The 15,455-nt window shown below is 58.0% G+C and carries 17 protein-coding genes; 11 read left to right on the plus strand and 6 right to left on the minus strand.

Annotation, left to right across the window (positions count from 1 at the left end):
- Positions 1–139: 139 nt before the first annotated feature.
- The 4 genes from purL (at position 140) to grxD (ending at position 3,286) form a co-directional block, all read left to right on the plus strand.
- Positions 140–2,299, plus strand: coding sequence for a phosphoribosylformylglycinamidine synthase subunit PurL (gene purL / locus FE702_RS04770; RefSeq protein WP_147125124.1), 2,160 nt, complete (start codon positions 140–142; stop codon positions 2,297–2,299).
- A 128-nt stretch (positions 2,300–2,427) separates the two neighbouring features.
- Complete coding sequence (locus tag FE702_RS04775) at positions 2,428–2,664, plus strand: BolA/IbaG family iron-sulfur metabolism protein (protein ID WP_147125125.1); 237 nt, start codon at positions 2,428–2,430, stop codon at positions 2,662–2,664.
- Complete coding sequence (locus FE702_RS04780) at positions 2,664–2,930, plus strand: hypothetical protein (protein ID WP_147125126.1); 267 nt, start codon at positions 2,664–2,666, stop codon at positions 2,928–2,930. Before FE702_RS04775 ends, FE702_RS04780 begins: the two co-directional genes overlap by 1 nt.
- On the plus strand, positions 2,927–3,286 hold the full coding sequence (gene grxD, locus FE702_RS04785) for a Grx4 family monothiol glutaredoxin (protein ID WP_147125127.1): 360 nt from the start codon (positions 2,927–2,929) through the stop codon (positions 3,284–3,286). The genes FE702_RS04780 and grxD overlap by 4 nt, the downstream gene beginning before the upstream one ends.
- 91 nt (positions 3,287–3,377) lie before the next feature.
- Here the strand turns inward: grxD and FE702_RS04790 are convergent, their stop codons facing one another.
- Both FE702_RS04790 and FE702_RS04795 read right to left on the minus strand, forming a co-directional pair.
- Positions 3,378–3,773, minus strand: coding sequence for a cell division protein ZapA (locus FE702_RS04790; RefSeq protein ID WP_147125128.1), 396 nt, complete (start codon positions 3,771–3,773; stop codon positions 3,378–3,380).
- Entirely contained in the window at positions 3,766–4,290 is a 525-nt protein-coding gene (locus tag FE702_RS04795) for a hypothetical protein (protein WP_147125129.1), read from the minus strand. Before FE702_RS04795 ends, FE702_RS04790 begins: the two co-directional genes overlap by 8 nt.
- A gap of 254 nt (positions 4,291–4,544) precedes the next feature.
- Here FE702_RS04795 and tkt point away from each other — a divergent pair, with 254 nt between their 5' ends.
- From tkt to FE702_RS18545, 5 genes are all read left to right on the plus strand, one after another.
- On the plus strand, positions 4,545–6,560 hold the full coding sequence (tkt, locus tag FE702_RS04800; protein ID WP_147125130.1) for a transketolase: 2,016 nt from the start codon (positions 4,545–4,547) through the stop codon (positions 6,558–6,560).
- A gap of 290 nt (positions 6,561–6,850) precedes the next feature.
- Entirely contained in the window at positions 6,851–7,855 is a 1,005-nt protein-coding gene (gap, locus tag FE702_RS04805) for a type I glyceraldehyde-3-phosphate dehydrogenase (RefSeq protein ID WP_147125131.1), read from the plus strand.
- Positions 7,856–7,894: 39 nt separating this feature from the next.
- Positions 7,895–8,038, plus strand: a complete 144-nt coding sequence (locus FE702_RS18540) for a hypothetical protein (RefSeq protein ID WP_186826984.1) — start codon at positions 7,895–7,897, stop codon at positions 8,036–8,038.
- A gap of 170 nt (positions 8,039–8,208) precedes the next feature.
- A complete protein-coding gene (gene gap / locus FE702_RS04810) occupies positions 8,209–9,210 on the plus strand; it encodes a type I glyceraldehyde-3-phosphate dehydrogenase (RefSeq protein WP_147125132.1) in 1,002 nt (333 codons plus the stop codon).
- Positions 9,211–9,405: 195 nt separating this feature from the next.
- On the plus strand, positions 9,406–9,558 hold the full coding sequence (locus FE702_RS18545) for a hypothetical protein (protein ID WP_186826985.1): 153 nt from the start codon (positions 9,406–9,408) through the stop codon (positions 9,556–9,558).
- A gap of 75 nt (positions 9,559–9,633) precedes the next feature.
- Here FE702_RS18545 and coaD read toward each other — a convergent pair whose 3' ends face one another.
- The 3 genes from coaD to FE702_RS04825 form a co-directional block, all read right to left on the minus strand.
- Positions 9,634–10,131 carry a pantetheine-phosphate adenylyltransferase gene (coaD, locus tag FE702_RS04815; protein WP_147125133.1) on the minus strand — a complete coding sequence of 166 codons (498 nt, stop codon included), beginning with the start codon at positions 10,129–10,131 and terminating at the stop codon, positions 9,634–9,636.
- 107 nt (positions 10,132–10,238) lie between these two features.
- A complete protein-coding gene (locus FE702_RS04820) occupies positions 10,239–10,676 on the minus strand; it encodes a CBS domain-containing protein (RefSeq protein ID WP_147125134.1) in 438 nt (145 codons plus the stop codon).
- Positions 10,677–10,710: 34 nt separating this feature from the next.
- Positions 10,711–11,622 (minus strand): LysR family transcriptional regulator, encoded by a 912-nt coding sequence (locus tag FE702_RS04825; protein ID WP_147125135.1) that lies wholly within the window; start codon positions 11,620–11,622, stop codon positions 10,711–10,713.
- A gap of 97 nt (positions 11,623–11,719) precedes the next feature.
- Here FE702_RS04825 and FE702_RS04830 point away from each other — a divergent pair, with 97 nt between their 5' ends.
- On the plus strand, positions 11,720–13,219 hold the full coding sequence (locus FE702_RS04830; protein ID WP_147125136.1) for a CoA-acylating methylmalonate-semialdehyde dehydrogenase: 1,500 nt from the start codon (positions 11,720–11,722) through the stop codon (positions 13,217–13,219).
- Positions 13,220–13,267: 48 nt separating this feature from the next.
- On the opposite strand, the gene FE702_RS04835 is transcribed toward FE702_RS04830, so the two are convergent.
- Complete coding sequence (locus FE702_RS04835) at positions 13,268–14,446, minus strand: glycosyltransferase family 4 protein (protein WP_147125137.1); 1,179 nt, start codon at positions 14,444–14,446, stop codon at positions 13,268–13,270.
- 20 nt (positions 14,447–14,466) lie between these two features.
- Here FE702_RS04835 and FE702_RS04840 point away from each other — a divergent pair, with 20 nt between their 5' ends.
- The gene (locus tag FE702_RS04840; protein WP_147125138.1) at positions 14,467–15,387 is read left to right on the plus strand and encodes an ATP-grasp fold amidoligase family protein; all 921 of its coding nucleotides are present in this window, start codon (positions 14,467–14,469) and stop codon (positions 15,385–15,387) included.
- The last annotated feature ends 68 nt before the right edge of the window (positions 15,388–15,455 follow it).

The raw sequence follows: 15,455 nt of genomic DNA on the forward strand, positions 1-15,455 counted from the left end.
ACTTGCGCCGGGTCGCCTCATCTAATGAGCGCCCGGCATTTTTTTTGCCGCAATGGCATGCAATGCCGCGCCCCTTAACCCTTCCCCATTCCGGATGAACCTTCTATGACACCGCCAACTTCGGGCGGGAAAGATGATCATGCAGGAACCGGCACTCACAGATGACCTGATCACGGCACATGGGCTCAGCCCCGATGAATATGCCAGCATTCTGGACATCATCGGTCGCGAACCAACTTTCACAGAACTTGGCATCTTCTCGGCCATGTGGAACGAGCACTGTTCCTACAAGTCGTCCAAGAAATGGCTGCGCACCCTGCCGACCGATGGGCCACAGGTGATCTGCGGTCCCGGTGAAAATGCCGGCATTGTCGACATCGGCGACGGTCAGGCCGTGGTTTTCAAAATGGAAAGCCACAACCACCCCTCCTACATCGAACCCTACCAAGGCGCGGCCACGGGTGTGGGCGGTATCCTGCGCGACGTCTTCACCATGGGCGCGCGTCCTGTCGCGGCGATGAATGCGCTTTCCTTCGGCGAACCGTCTCATCCTAAAACCAAATCGCTCGTCTCTGGCGTCGTCGCGGGCGTCGGTGGCTATGGCAACTGCTTTGGTGTTCCGACGGTCGGTGGAGAGGTCCGCTTCGACCCTGCCTATAACGGCAACTGCCTCGTCAACGCATTTGCGGCAGGCCTCGTCGATGCTGACAAGATCTTCTACTCGGCCGCCTCAGGCGTCGGCATGCCTGTCGTCTACCTCGGTGCCAAAACCGGCCGTGACGGCGTCGGTGGGGCAACCATGGCCTCGGCTGAATTCGATGACACGATCGAGGAAAAGCGCCCCACCGTTCAGGTTGGTGACCCCTTTACAGAAAAGCGTCTGATGGAAGCCACGTTAGAGTTGATGGAGACCGGCGCGGTGATCTCGATTCAGGACATGGGCGCCGCTGGACTGACCTGCTCCGCGGTCGAAATGGGTGACAAAGGTGGCTTGGGCATCAAACTCAAACTCGACGATGTGCCTCAGCGCGAAGAGAACATGACAGCCTATGAAATGATGCTGTCGGAATCCCAGGAACGCATGCTGATGGTTCTGAAGCCAGAGCTGGAAGACGCCGCGCGCGCCGTGTTCGAAAAATGGGACCTCGACTTTGCCATCGTCGGCAAAACCATCGCCGAAGACCGCTTTTTGATCGAGCATCAAGGCCGCGTCATGGCGGACCTGCCGCTGTCCAAACTCTCGTCAACTGCGCCCGAATACGACCGCCCTTGGGAACCGACCCCGCAGGCAGACGATCTGACCGACGTCCCACAGATCGACCCAATCGACGGTCTGCGCGCCCTGATCAGCGATCCGTCCTATGCGTCCAAGGAATGGGTTTACGAGCAGTATGATACGCAGGTCATGGCCGATACCGTGCGGACACCGGGTCTCGGTGCAGGCATCATCCGGGTGCACGGCACTGACAAATCGCTGGCCTTTACCTCGGATGTGACGCCCCGCTATGTCGTCGCCAACCCTGTCGAAGGCGGTAAACAGGCGGTGGCAGAGGCGTACCGGAATCTGACGGCCACCGGCGCGACGCCTCTCGCTACCACGGACAACCTGAACTTCGGCAACCCTGAAAAGCCGTCGATCATGGGCCAGTTCGTCGGCGCGATCCAAGGCATCGGTGAAGCCGTCGCAGCGCTCGACATGCCAATCGTCTCAGGCAACGTGTCTCTCTATAATGAAACAGACGGTGCTGCGATCCTGCCGACCCCAACCATCGGCGCGGTTGGGTTGATCTCTTCGGCGGATGATATGATCGGCGGCGTCGTGCGCGACGGTCATGCCGCCCTTGTTGTCGGCGACACGATCGGCCACCTCGGTCGCTCCGCCCTTTTGTCGGTTGTGTTCAATCGCGACGAAGGCGATGCACCTGCCGTCGACCTCGACGCCGAAAAACGCAATGGCGACTTCATCCGCGCCAATGCGCAATGGATCACGGCCTGTACCGATCTTTCCGACGGCGGCTTGGCATTGGCAGCCTTTGAAATGGCCGAAGCCGCTGGTGTTGGCATCATACTTGACGCTGACGACACGCCGACTCTCTTCGGCGAAGACCAGGCACGCTACCTGGTTGCCTGTTCACTCGACAAGGCTGAAGAACTGATGATTGCAGCCGCACAAGCCGGTGTTCCAATTACCAGCGTGGGCCGCTTCACAGGAGATATGGTGAAAATGGGAACGACCTCTGCACCGCTTGCAGAGCTCTCAGACCTCTATCGCTCATCGTTCGCAGCGGCGGTCGTTTAGGCACGCCCACACTTTCTATGTTTCAAAAATACTCAAACGCCGCGCCGGACAAAGGCGCGGCACCTATCGGCTTGTCGGGGCCTTGGCCAGCTTCTACATATGAAATGATCAGGTAAGGAGCACCCAATATGCCCATGTCCGCGCAGGAAATCGAAGACCTGCTTCGTGAAAGCTTCCCCAATGCCGACATTCAGGTCAGTGGCGACGATGGCGTTCATATGTCAGCCATGGTCGTCGATGAAAGCTTCCGTGGAAAGAACCGGGTTCAACAACAGCGCGCCGTTTACGCCGCCATGAAAGGCAAGATGGACGGCGCCAATGGCGAGTTGCACGCGCTGGCGCTGACCACCCGCGCTCCGGATTGATGTCGTCCGCGCTCTTCATAACGGCCATCTGCGGCGCGATCATCGCGCTTCTTCTTGCACGCACGCTTTATGTGTTGCGTCAGGAAAAGGGGCAGAAAATTCGCGGCTCCGAACCCGGCACCGGCCACCACACGATCTACGCTGAGTACTATTCCGGATTCAGCGGCCACTCCACCAGCTACGAAATCCCGCGCGACCCACAGGCCTATGCCCGCCTGTTTGTTCCCGCGCAATCAACGCCCTCCGACAAGGACACCGATAAATGACCGCTCACGATCAAATCCAATCCACGATCACAGACAACGACGTTGTCCTGTTCATGAAAGGCACCAAAACCATGCCGCAATGCGGGTTCTCTTCGCGTGTGGCAGGCGTTTTGAATTACATGGGCGTGGATTTCGCCGATGTGAACGTCCTTGCTGACGACGCCCTGCGCCAAGGCATCAAGGACTTCTCCGAATGGCCGACGATCCCACAGCTATATGTCAAAGGCGAATTCATCGGCGGCTGCGATATCGTGACCGAGATGACGCTCTCCGGCGAGCTCGACAAATTGCTGGAGGATAGCGGTGTCGGCTTTGACAAAGAGGCCGCTGACAAGATCCGGGAAGCAAACGGTTAACCCCGCGCGACCAGATCATAAAATGACAAAAGCCCCGGACGATCCGGGGCTTTTTCTTTACTTTCCAATAACTTGCTCGGCAAGCCAAACGTCAAGCGCTGGCACGCTCTTCGACCTCTGCAGCCACGGCTTCGGCCTGTGCGGCCAATTCAGCGAGGGCATCGGTCACCCGTTCAGGGACAACCGGCACTTCGACACGCTCTGGCGGCGGCGCGGGGCGATCCTGAAGCTCGCTGATCAGCGCATCGCGTCGCGCCAACTTATCCTCGGCCTCGCGAACCCGGTCTTCCATCGCTGCCGTGCGGTCAGCAAGCAGAAGGCCCGCCATCAACAACATGCGGTCTGCAGGAATACGTCCGGCCGATCCGACAATGGCTGCGGCTTCGCGGTCCAACATACCAGCAGCGGCCTGTAGAAAATGCTCTTCGCCCGCCTGACAGGCGACAACAAACTCGCGCCCTCCAATGGTGACAGAAATATCAGGCATGGTCAGACCCCTCCACGATCGGCTTGAGGACATTGAGGATCGCACCCGCCTCTTCTGCATCAGCGCGACGTGCGGCGCGCAGCGCTTCCAGTTCTGCCATCATCGCCTGATTGATCAAACGCGGTTCTCCGACGTTTTCCTCATTGGCTGCGCGCAAGGCGCTGTTTGACTGGCGCAAGGCTTCGGCCTTGGCTTTGATGTCCGCCAGTGATTGCTCCAGCCGCGCGACCGTTTCAGTCGCCTCAGACAGTTCGGTCTCAAGCTTTTTGACGCGTTGCTCCTGACGCCTGCGGATCGTCTTGACCCGCTCTTCCAGCTGGGCGTTCGCAGTTTGCTCGTCCTCCAACTGAGCGCGAAGCTGCGCGACAGTGTCGCTATCGTCGGCGGCCGCGTCCGCATCCGCGTCGGGTGTCGCCGTCGTTTCGGGCTCGGGCTGCGCTGGTAACTGCGCGACCCCTTGCCGAATACGCTCAAGCGCCTGCGTCAGCCGCGCCTCTAATTCCAATATTTCGCTCATGCGCCTGTACCGTTCCGGGTGATGTGTCTGATCATTCATCCATCCCCATTATTCTGCTTTGGCTCGTCGCGCCTTTTGGGCCGAATCGAACTCCTCTGGTAGCAGCCTAGGCGACATCGCCCCGCTTCCGCAAATTGACTTGCGCGCGCGTCATTCGCAAAGCTGATTTTCACGCAATGCCTTTTGGCATCTGCTTGAACTTCTGCTTTGACTTGGTACACCGCGCGCGAGCGCTCACATCTAAGGATTGCCCCATGGACCTCACTGCACTGGCCGCCAAGAACCCAGACCACTGGCGCAAGGCCGCTGCCATTCGCGCGCTGACGCTGGACGCCGTTGCCGCTGCCAATTCCGGTCACTCCGGCATGGCGATGGGAATGGCCGATGTCGCGACCGTGCTGTTTGAAAAACATCTGAAATTCGACGCCTCCGCTCCGAACTGGCCAGACCGTGACCGGTTCATCCTGTCGGCGGGTCACGGCTCGATGCTGATCTATTCGTTGCTGCACCTGACCGGTTATGCGGACATGACGCTCGATCAGATCAAGAACTTCCGCCAATGGGGCGCGATCACCGCAGGGCATCCTGAATATGGCCACGCAACCGGGGTCGAGACGACCACAGGTCCTTTGGGTCAAGGTATCTCAAACGCGGTCGGATTTGCTATTGCAGAAGAAATCCTGCGCGCACATTGGGGCGCCAAGGTTCAGGACCACCACACATACGTCATCGCTGGCGACGGCTGCCTGATGGAAGGTGTGAGCCAAGAAGCGATTTCGCTTGCTGGTCGTCAGGAACTGTCCAAGCTGATCGTTCTTTGGGACGACAACAACATCACCATCGACGGCACCGTCGACATCGCGGATCGCACTGACCAGCTTCAGCGCTTTGCCGCGTCGGGCTGGGATGTGATGGCCGTCGATGGCCACGACCCGGTCGCCGTTGACACCGCGCTGGCGGCAGCAAAGCAATCGGCTAAACCATCGCTGATCGCCTGCAAGACCCACATCGCTCTGGGTCACGCTGCACAAGACACCTCGAAAGGCCACGGTGCCCTGACGGACGCCGACCAGTTGAAGGCCGCCAAAGACGCCTATGGTTGGGACCACGGCCCGTTCGAAATTCCAGCCGACGTTAAAGAAGCATGGGAAGCCATCGGCAGCCGCGGCAAAGCCGAACGTGAAGCGTGGGAAGCGCGTTTTGAAAAACTGTCTGCGAACAAACAGGCCGAATTCACGCGAACCTTCGCGCTTGAACCTGCGAAGAAACTGAAATCCGTTGTGCGCAAGCTGAAGAAAGAACTCAGCGAAACCGCACCTAAACTCGCGACACGCGCCGCGTCCGAGAAAGTGTTGGGCGTGATCAATCCGATTGCTCCTGAAACCGTGGGCGGTTCGGCGGACCTGACAGGATCGAACAACACCAAGACTGCTGATCTCGGTGTCCACCTGCCAGAGAACCGCAAAGGACGTTACTTGCATTACGGCATCCGCGAACACGGAATGGCTGCGGCCATGAACGGCATGGTTCTGCATGGTGGCATTCGCCCCTACGGCGGCACGTTCATGTGCTTCACCGATTACGCGCGCCCGTCGATCCGTCTGGCTGCGCTGATGCAAGTGCCTTCGGTCTTTGTCATGACGCACGACTCTATCGGTCTGGGCGAAGATGGCCCAACTCACCAGCCGATCGAGCATCTGGCGATCCATCGCGCGACGCCGAACACGTATCTGTTCCGTCCGGCTGATGCGATTGAAACGGCTGAATCCTGGGAAATCGCTCTTTCGGCGAAATCAACGCCGTCGGTTCTGGCGCTGTCGCGTCAGGGTCTTCCGACCGTTCGCACCGAGCACAAGAACGCCAACCTGACGGAAAAGGGCGCTTACGTTCTGGCTGATGCCGAAGGCAAACGTCAGGTCATCCTGATGGCGACCGGATCAGAGGTCGCAATTGCCATGGCTGCGCGCGACATGCTGCACGCCGAAGGCATCGGGACACGCGTTGTGTCGATGCCGTGCTGGGAACTCTTCGAAGAGCAAGACGACGCTTACCGCCGCAAGGTCCTGCCAGCAGGCCCAGTCCGCGTGGCAGTCGAAGCAGCTATCCGCTTTGGGTGGGATCGGTGGCTCTATGGAGAGCGCGGCAAACGTGAAAAAGGATCCTTTGTCGGCATGCACGGTTTCGGTGCCTCGGCTCCGGCAGATGTCTTGTACAATGAATTCGGCATCACGCCGGAAGCCACGGTCGCCGCTGCAAAGGCTATGCTGTAAGAACACTGCCAATCGGCACAAGTCCAATAAAAGGGGGTCGGCAACGGCCCCCTTTCCTTTTCCAACACGCCGAGAATCGCCCATTCGTGCGCGTTAGCGGTAAAGGTTCAAAGCCCCCGCCGGGGCATATACCAAAGGGGTAAAGCCACCCCCTTTCAGGTATACAATTGCATGCAATTGTTAGCGCCATCACCTATGTTTTCGCTAACATACTGATACTTCACGGCTTTATTTCTTTTGATATTCACACATGGCTGTTAGAGCGAGCGCAGTATTTGCAGGAGCGGATCATGACAGTCACAGTTGGAATTAATGGTTTCGGGCGTATCGGTCGCTGCACGCTGGCCCACATCGCCGAAGCCGCGCGCAACGATGTTCAGGTCGTAAAGATCAACGCGACCGGTCCGATTGAGACAAACGCCCACCTTCTGCGCTATGACAGCGTGCATGGCCGCTTTGCTGGCGATGTCCGTGTCGACGGCAACACCATGGACCTCGGCCGCGGTCCGATGCAGGTGTTCTCGACTTACGATCCGCAAGAGCTTGATTGGGAGGGCTGCGACGTCGTCCTGGAATGCACCGGCAAATTCAATGACGGTCCGAAAGGCAGCGTCCACCTCGAACGCGGCGCGAAAAAGGTTCTGTTCTCGGCTCCTGCAACCAATGTCGACAAAACAATCGTCTATGGCGTGAACCACCGCGAACTGACAGACGCACACAAACTGGTGTCGAACGGCTCTTGCACCACAAACTGCCTTGCACCGCTGGCCAAGGTTCTAAATGACGCGATCGGCATCGAGCGCGGGATCATGACGACGATCCACAGCTACACCGGCGACCAGCCGACGCTCGACCGCCGTCACAAGGACCTGTACCGCGCCCGCGCAGCTGCCATGGCGATGATCCCGACCTCAACCGGTGCGGCCAAAGCGCTGAAAGAAGTCTTGCCGGAACTCGAAGGCAAGCTGGACGGCACCGCCCTGCGGGTTCCAACGCCGAATGTGTCAGCCGTTGACCTGACATTCGAGGCCAAGAAAGACGTCACCGTCGAGGACGTGAACGCAATCGTGGCCGAAGCAGCCGCAGGCCACATGGGTGCCGTGCTGTCCTATGACGATGAACCAAAGGTGTCGATTGACTTCAATCACACACCGCATTCTTCGATCTTTGCACCTGACCAGACCAAGGTTGTCGGCGGCCGTACCGTGCGTGTATTGGCTTGGTACGACAATGAATGGGGCTTCTCATGCCGGATGGCCGATGTGGCCGCAGCCATGGGTCGCCTACTGCACTAACGCGGTGGCCTTTGCGCCCCGCATATCCAAACGGGGCGCATGACAAATCAGCTGGCCACCATCCTCGGGATCATGATCGCCGGCGCGCTCTTGTTTGATGTCGTGATCAACGGCGGCGCGAGCATCGTCTTCCTACTTCAAAAACTTTTGGAATTGATCGAATGGGTGGCGTTCTGGCGGTAGCCTGAACGCGGCTCTGTCTCGGTTGGGTATCACTGCCCATTGACGTTGGCTGCAGTTCATGGCCTAAGCACACCAAGAATTGTTAGCGCTAAACTAACAATGCAACCGAGTCGAATTATATGCTGCTGCGTCTTTGGGGGACACGGCAGATCGAATTAGGAGGGCATTTCATGGCTGTGACTGTCGCAATCAACGGGTTTGGACGCATCGGACGAAACGTCCTGCGCGCAATTATCGAGTCGGGCCGCACCGATATCGAAGTCGTCGCGATCAACGATCTGGGCCCGGTTGAGACAAATGCCCACCTGCTGCGCTACGACAGTGTGCATGGCCGGTTCCCGGCGACCGTAACCACCACGGAAAGCACCATTGATGTGGGCCGCGGCCCAATTGAGGTGACCGCAATCCGCAACCCCGCAGACCTGCCATGGGGTCACATTGATATCGTGCTGGAATGCACTGGCATCTTCACCAGCAAAGAAGCCTGCCAAGCCCACCTTGAAAACGGATCAAAGCGGGTTCTGATCTCGGCTCCTGGCAAAGATGCGGATAAAACCATCGTTTATGGCGTGAACCACGACACACTGACATCCGACGACATCGTCGTGTCTAATGCGTCCTGCACCACCAACTGCCTGTCGCCTGTGGCGAAAGTGCTGAACGACACGGTTGGCATTGCCAAGGGTTTCATGACAACCATCCACAGCTATACGGGCGACCAGCCAACGCTCGACACCATGCACAAGGATCTCTACCGCGCGCGCGCCGCTGCGATGAGCATGATCCCGACATCGACCGGCGCAGCCAAAGCCGTGGGTCTGGTCCTGCCAGAGCTGAATGGCAAGCTGGACGGCGTTGCAATCCGTGTGCCGACACCGAACGTATCGGTCGTCGACATGACGTTTGAAGCCGAACGCGACACGACTGTCGAAGAGATCAACGAAGCCATCCGTGCCGCCGCTGGAGGGCCTTTGAAAGGCATCCTTGGCGTGACGGACGAAAAACTGGTCAGCCAGGATTTCAACCATGATCCACATTCGTCCATCTTTGCGACCGACCAGACTAAGGTCATGGAAGGCAAGATGTGCCGCATCCTGAGCTGGTATGACAATGAATGGGGCTTCTCCTGCCGGATGGGCGACACCGCTGTCGCCATGGGCAAATTGCTCTGATGCATTGCAGGCGCGGCACACGATGACGTGACGCGCCCTGCACCTAAGGCACAGCAAAGCATTGCAAAAATTGCAGAGCGGCTTTTCCCAAATCAGGCCTACTGCTGCGCCGCAGCATTCTTAAGTTAGCGATAACGCAAGTGGATGGACCGCTTGTAGAAAATGACATCGTTCACTTGAGAATGGAGCAGCAACATGAAATCGCTTTTTGACGCCGTCGCAAAACGCCGCCAGTACCTTCGCACCGTCTCGGAAATCGAGTCGATGCCGCTGGACGTGGCGCTTGATCTGGGTCTCTTCCGTGAAGACGCCCGCACAATTGCATCCAAGGCCGTTTACGGTCGCTAAGGCACCGGAAATAGCGACGCACATGGCCGTCCCCGCCGAAATTTTGGAGGGGCGGTCTTTTTCGTTTTGGCGGGGTTATTTTGCGCCGAGGCGCTCTTGCAACGCAGCTTGTACGGCTGGTGTCACAAAGCTTGAGACATCGCCGCCAAGGCGGGCGATTTCCTTAACCAGTTTCGATGCAATGGCCTGATGCTCGGCCTCGGCCATGAGGAACACGGTCTCGATACTGTCATCCAGCCGCCGGTTCATGCCGACCATCTGAAATTCATATTCAAAGTCCGCGACCGCGCGGAGACCGCGGACGATGACCTGTGCGTTCACGTCACGCGCACAGTCAATCAACAGGTTTTCAAACGGGTGGGCGACAAACTCGCAGCCGGTTTGTTTGGACAGGTCGTCGAATTCAGCCTCGACCATGGCCACCCGCTCTTCGAGGGAAAACATCGGTCCCTTGTCGCGATTGATCGCAACGCCAACAACAAGACGATCCACAAGGACAGCGGCGCGTCTGATAATGTCCAGATGCCCCAAAGTGATCGGGTCAAACGTGCCGGGATATAGCCCAATACGCATGGCGGCGCCTCCTATTGCCGTCATCGTGTCATTGGCGAGACCCAAGCAACATTATTGCGCGGGCGTCAACCGCCCTGCGCGCTTCGTGCGACCAAAGGGCCACAGGATCAGGCATTGCCCATGATCATGTCGGTCAGCGCTTCTTTCTCGCGCTCAAGAGATTTCAGTTGGGCTTTGACCACGTCACCCAGCGAGATCAGGCCAATCATGGCACTGCCATCCATCACGGGCATGTGCCGAAAGCGCCCTTCTGTCATTGAGGTCAGCACATCTTCGGCGCTGTCATTGGGGCCGCAGGTCTGCACCTTGGCGGTCATCAGGTCAGCAGCTGTTTCATCAAGACAGCCCTGACCGCGCCGCCCGACTTCGCGCACGATGTCGCGTTCGGACAGGATGCCTTCCGGGCTCGTGCCGTCCGTGGACACGACGACTGTCCCGATCTTTTTGCCGGACAGGATGGTGGCAACGCGGGCAACCTTTTCCTTGGGGCTGACCGTCTCAACACCTGCTGCGGGTTTGCTCCGCAGGATATCTGAAACGCGCATTTACTCCTCCTTCATGCCGGCAATCGTTGGATTTTCAGCTTAGGCGGGTGTTTTCCGCTGCGTCAAGCTTACCGAGGGCCTGCCGCATCTCTGAGACGAGCGCATTTGCAAAGCGACCTAGCCGATCAGAGGCACGGTCATCGGCGTGGCGCACAAGGTGAAACGCCCGCGTGAAGGCGATCTGGTCAGGCAGAACAAAACGCAGATCAGGCGCGGCGGACATCGCAAAATCATGCACGACGCCAACCCCACCGCCCGCCGCAAGCATCTGCAGCTGTACTGCCGCCGAAGACGAAGCCAACGGCACCCGTGTCACTCCAAGGTCAGACAGATAGTCCAATTCGCGGTCAAAGATCATGTCGGGGATGTAGCCGACAAATCGATGGCCATGCAGATCGTTCGGCGTAGTGATCCCCGGGTGTTTGTCGAGATAGGCATTCGAGGCCGCCAGATGCAGGCGATAATCCGCGATCTTTTGCACCAGCAAACGGCCTGCCGTCGGCGGGGAAACCGTAATGGCAAGATCGGCTTCGCGGCGCGACAGGTTCACTGAGCGGGGCAAGGCCAGGATCTGTATATCGAGGTCGGGAAACCGCGCGGCCAGCCGTTCACAAATTTCAGGTAACAGGAAATTTGCACACCCGTCAGGTGCGCCCAGACGGATCGCTCCGGATAGCCCCTGCCCCGGATCGGTGATCCCGGCCAAACCGGCCCGCAACTCCGCCTCCATCGCCTCGACACGCGGCAAAAGCTCTGCCCCCGCCGATGTCAGCCCATAGCCCTGCGGTGATTTAACAAAGAGAGCACGATCCATCGCCCCCTCTAGCCGGGCGATATGACGTCCAACCGTTGCTGGATCGATCCGCAGTACGCGCGCTGCGGCGGTCAGCCCACCTTCTCGTGCGACGCACAGGAAAATACGCAAATCATCCCAACGGCTATCCATGTTGCACCTGTGATTTTGCAAAGCCTTTTGAGCCAATGCCTGTGTTTTTGCAGCGTATGCAAGGCTAAACTCGCGTCGAACGGGATGGAGGACCGACATGCAAGAACTGAGCCACTATATCAACGGCAGCCATGTGAACGGCACATCGGGCCGATTTGCCGATGTGATGAACCCAGCTACGGGCGAAGTGCAGGCGCAAGTCCCGCTCGCGACAACCGCCGAGGTTGACCGCGCCGTTGAAATCGCCGCTGCCGCGCAACCAGCATGGGCAGCGGTAAACCCACAGCGCCGTGCGCGCGTGATGATGAAATTTGTCAGCCTCTTGCATCGTGATATGGACAAGCTGGCCGAAGCGCTGAGCCGCGAACACGGAAAGACGCTGCCAGACGCGGCAGGCGACGTGCAACGCGGATTGGAGGTTGTCGAATTCTGCATCGGCGCGCCGCATCTTCTGAAAGGCGACTATACCGACAGCGCAGGTCCCGGCATCGACATGTATTCGATGAAACAGCCTTTGGGTGTCACGGCGGGCATAACGCCGTTTAACTTCCCAGCGATGATCCCAATGTGGATGTTCGCGCCTGCCATCGTGTGCGGGAACGCGTTCATCCTGAAACCCTCGGAACGCGACCCATCGGTCCCGCTGATGCTGGCTGAGTTGATGGAAGAAGCAGGCCTGCCAAAAGGCATCCTTCAGGTCGTAAACGGCGATAAGGAAGCAGTGGACGCAATCCTTGATAACCCAATCATTCAGTCGGTGGGCTTTGTCGGATCAACACCGATTGCCGAGTATATCTATGGCCGTGGCTGCGCGAACGGCAAACGCGTGCAGTGTTTTGGTGGTGCCAAGAACCACATGATCATCATGCCGGATGCTGACATGGATCAGGCCGCAGACGCGCTCGTCGGCGCTGGCTACGGCGCGGCGGGCGAACGCTGCATGGCGATTTCGGTCGCGGTCCCGGTCGGTGATGAAACCGCTGATCGTCTGATCGAGAAACTGGTTCCGCGCGTTGAGGCACTTAAGGTCGGGCCCTACACCGCGGGGAATGACGTGGATTACGGTCCAGTCGTCACAGCCGCTGCCAAGGCCAACATCGAACGCCTCGTGCAATCGGGTATCGACCAAGGGGCCAAGCTGGTTGTCGACGGTCGTGACTTCAAACTGCAGGGCTACGAAGACGGGTTCTTTGTCGGTGCGCACCTTTTCGACCACGCGACCAAAGACATGGACATCTACAAGACCGAGATCTTCGGCCCTGTCCTGACAACCGTCCGCGCGCAAAGCTACGAAGAGGCCATCGGCCTCGCGATGGATCATGAATACGGCAACGGCACCGCGATCTTTACCCGCGACGGTGACACCGCGCGCGATTTCGCGAACCGGATCAACATCGGGATGGTCGGCGTGAATGTGCCCATCCCTGTGCCCCTAGCCTACCACACCTTTGGCGGGTGGAAGAAATCCATGTTCGGGGACCTGAACCAACACGGCGCGGATTCGATCAAGTTCTACACCCGGACCAAAACAATCACCTCGCGCTGGCCATCCGGCATCAAGGAAGGCGGAGAGTTCAGCATCCCAGTGATGGAATAACAAAATCACGCGCGTGGCCCGGGTGACGTCCGGGCCATGCGATAGCCGCTAGATGTGGGCGGCGAGATGCTGCTCAAGTTTCGTCAAAAGCAGGTCATTATCGAACCGCTCTACTGCGGTCAGCCGCGCGTTCATTGCCACGCGCGCCTTTTCTTCGTCAGGCATCGTCAGCGCATGCTCCAAGGCATCGCGATACGCTTCAAAGTCATGTTCCTTGACCATCCAGCCACTTTCGCCGTGGTCAATCGCCTCTGGAATGCCGGCATGATTGGTCGTCACCACAAGACATCCGGTTGCCATCGCCTCTTGGATGGCCGTTGGCAGGCCTTCTGTGTTGCCATTTTCGGCTGTGATTGAATGCTGAACAAAAACCTCGGAAGTCGCCAGCAATTGCCGGACCTCTTCATGCGGCAGCGCTCCGGGAAGGTGGACCTTGTCCTGCAATCCCATGGCATTCACCAGATCAACCGCATCTTGCCAAAGCACGTCTCCGCCCACCATCGTCAGCGTGGCATGCGGCGCTTTTTCAAGCACTTCTGCAAAAGCCTTGATGGTCAGCAAAGGAGCCTTTTTCTCGACAAAACGTCCAAGCGCAAGGCAGGACCCCGGCACTTTGGGCTGCGGTTGAAAACGGCGCACGTCAACGCCAGAGGGGATCACAACAGAATTGGGGTGCGCAAATCCAACACTTGCAAGGTTATCCAGCAGGAATTGCGACACCGAAATCACGCCGGTCAGTTTTGGAAGCATGTATTTGTAGGATTTGACGATGTGCTTCTTGCGGATGCGGGATGACGCGTCACTGCCCCTGAAATAGCAGAAGATGGGGATACCGACCTCATTGGCGACGTCGCACATGAACACGCCCTCTGGCCCGAATTCTGCGAGGATCACGTCAGGAGCTTCGCTGACCAAGAATTCCTTGAGTTTGCGTTTGGCCCGACCAAAGGGCATGCGCGATGCACCGATCTTTTTGCGGTTATAGCCATGCACAAACGGTTCCGCGATTTTGTCGCCAAATGACCTGCGGGCATCGGCGCGGGCAAAGACGGTTTTGCCGATTGGATCGGCACTTGACCATTTGCCGGTGACAACAATCGTATTGCCGCCGAACAGCTTGCGGATGTGGCGGTTTACAAAGGTTTGCCCCTCGAAATAATACACGCCCACAGCGACGCATGCTTTGAGGTCAGCGTCGGTCGCGTTTTTTGTAATGACTTTGTCCATGAACCTCTGGGACCCGCCTTATGCGCATTCAAACTAAGCTGCCGCAGCGATCATGGGCCGGTGACCTTGTCCATGAGTGGCGCCTTGAACGCCGGTACAGACGCGATGCCAAAAAAGGCTATCCATTGCTGCTGCGGATTGCCGAAAAGCGTTTAGGCTATCGTCCTGATATTCACAATCCAAAGACCTTCAACGAAAAGGTCCAGTGGCGAAAAGTCTACGATCAAAACCCGCTGTTCCCGATCATTTCGGATAAGCTTAGACTGCGGGATTATCTTGCCGAGCAGTTGGGAAATGCCACTGCCACTGACATTTTGCCAGAGCTGTTGCTGGTTACAGATACGCCCCAGACCGTTGATCTGACGGGTTTACCCGATGCGTGGGTCGCCAAGGCCAACCATGCTAGCGGCTGGAATATCTTTGCCACGCCAGACGACCCAATGGACGAAGCGGCGTTGCGCCACGAAATGACCCGCTGGCTGCGCCTGTCCTATGGCAAGAAAAAGCGGGAGTGGGCCTATCAGAGCATCCCGCGCAAGATCATGTTCGAAAGCTTCATGGAAGGCAGCGATGGACGCGCGCCAGACGATCTGAAATTTGTGATGTTCGGCGACAGTGTTGGCTATGTGATGTGGGAAGACGACCGCTTTGGAGACCATTCCCAGCATTTGGTCGACGAACACTGGACCCCCCTAGATTTCACGACGAACGAATACGCACAACGCGACTTGCCGCCCCCGCCCGACGGATATGCCGAAATGCTTTCGATCGCGAAAGCAATCGGGAAAGCGTTCGACCATGTCCGTGTCGATTTCATGTTCACCAAAGATGGCTTTGTTCTGAATGAGCTGACGCTCTATCGGGGAAGCGGGATGAAGGCGTTTAACCCCGTGTCTTTCGACCGACTCTTTGGCGATATGTGGACACTGCCCACGGTTTAGGCGTCATCCTCGCCGCGTTTCTAGGGTTGCTTTGACGCAGCCCTCCGTTAATTTAACACTTGTTCAAT

Source organism: Shimia ponticola, assembly GCF_007995215.1.
GTDB classification, from domain to species: Bacteria; Pseudomonadota; Alphaproteobacteria; order Rhodobacterales; family Rhodobacteraceae; genus Shimia_B; species Shimia_B ponticola.

What these genes read in the sequence shown, in the direction of transcription:
- purL (WP_147125124.1), top strand. Translation starts at nt 140, where the DNA reads ATGCAGGAACCGGCACTCACAGATGACCTGATCACGGCACATGGGCTC.
- FE702_RS04775 (WP_147125125.1), top strand. Translation starts at nt 2,428, where the DNA reads ATGCCCATGTCCGCGCAGGAAATCGAAGACCTGCTTCGTGAAAGCTTC.
- FE702_RS04780 (WP_147125126.1), top strand. Translation starts at nt 2,664, where the DNA reads ATGTCGTCCGCGCTCTTCATAACGGCCATCTGCGGCGCGATCATCGCG.
- grxD (WP_147125127.1), top strand. Translation starts at nt 2,927, where the DNA reads ATGACCGCTCACGATCAAATCCAATCCACGATCACAGACAACGACGTT.
- FE702_RS04790 (WP_147125128.1), bottom strand. Translation starts at nt 3,773, where the DNA reads ATGCCTGATATTTCTGTCACCATTGGAGGGCGCGAGTTTGTTGTCGCC.
- FE702_RS04795 (WP_147125129.1), bottom strand. Translation starts at nt 4,290, where the DNA reads ATGAGCGAAATATTGGAATTAGAGGCGCGGCTGACGCAGGCGCTTGAG.
- tkt (WP_147125130.1), top strand. Translation starts at nt 4,545, where the DNA reads ATGGACCTCACTGCACTGGCCGCCAAGAACCCAGACCACTGGCGCAAG.
- gap (WP_147125131.1), top strand. Translation starts at nt 6,851, where the DNA reads ATGACAGTCACAGTTGGAATTAATGGTTTCGGGCGTATCGGTCGCTGC.
- FE702_RS18540 (WP_186826984.1), top strand. Translation starts at nt 7,895, where the DNA reads ATGACAAATCAGCTGGCCACCATCCTCGGGATCATGATCGCCGGCGCG.
- gap (WP_147125132.1), top strand. Translation starts at nt 8,209, where the DNA reads ATGGCTGTGACTGTCGCAATCAACGGGTTTGGACGCATCGGACGAAAC.
- FE702_RS18545 (WP_186826985.1), top strand. Translation starts at nt 9,406, where the DNA reads ATGAAATCGCTTTTTGACGCCGTCGCAAAACGCCGCCAGTACCTTCGC.
- coaD (WP_147125133.1), bottom strand. Translation starts at nt 10,131, where the DNA reads ATGCGTATTGGGCTATATCCCGGCACGTTTGACCCGATCACTTTGGGG.
- FE702_RS04820 (WP_147125134.1), bottom strand. Translation starts at nt 10,676, where the DNA reads ATGCGCGTTTCAGATATCCTGCGGAGCAAACCCGCAGCAGGTGTTGAG.
- FE702_RS04825 (WP_147125135.1), bottom strand. Translation starts at nt 11,622, where the DNA reads ATGGATAGCCGTTGGGATGATTTGCGTATTTTCCTGTGCGTCGCACGA.
- FE702_RS04830 (WP_147125136.1), top strand. Translation starts at nt 11,720, where the DNA reads ATGCAAGAACTGAGCCACTATATCAACGGCAGCCATGTGAACGGCACA.
- FE702_RS04835 (WP_147125137.1), bottom strand. Translation starts at nt 14,446, where the DNA reads ATGGACAAAGTCATTACAAAAAACGCGACCGACGCTGACCTCAAAGCA.
- FE702_RS04840 (WP_147125138.1), top strand. Translation starts at nt 14,467, where the DNA reads ATGCGCATTCAAACTAAGCTGCCGCAGCGATCATGGGCCGGTGACCTT.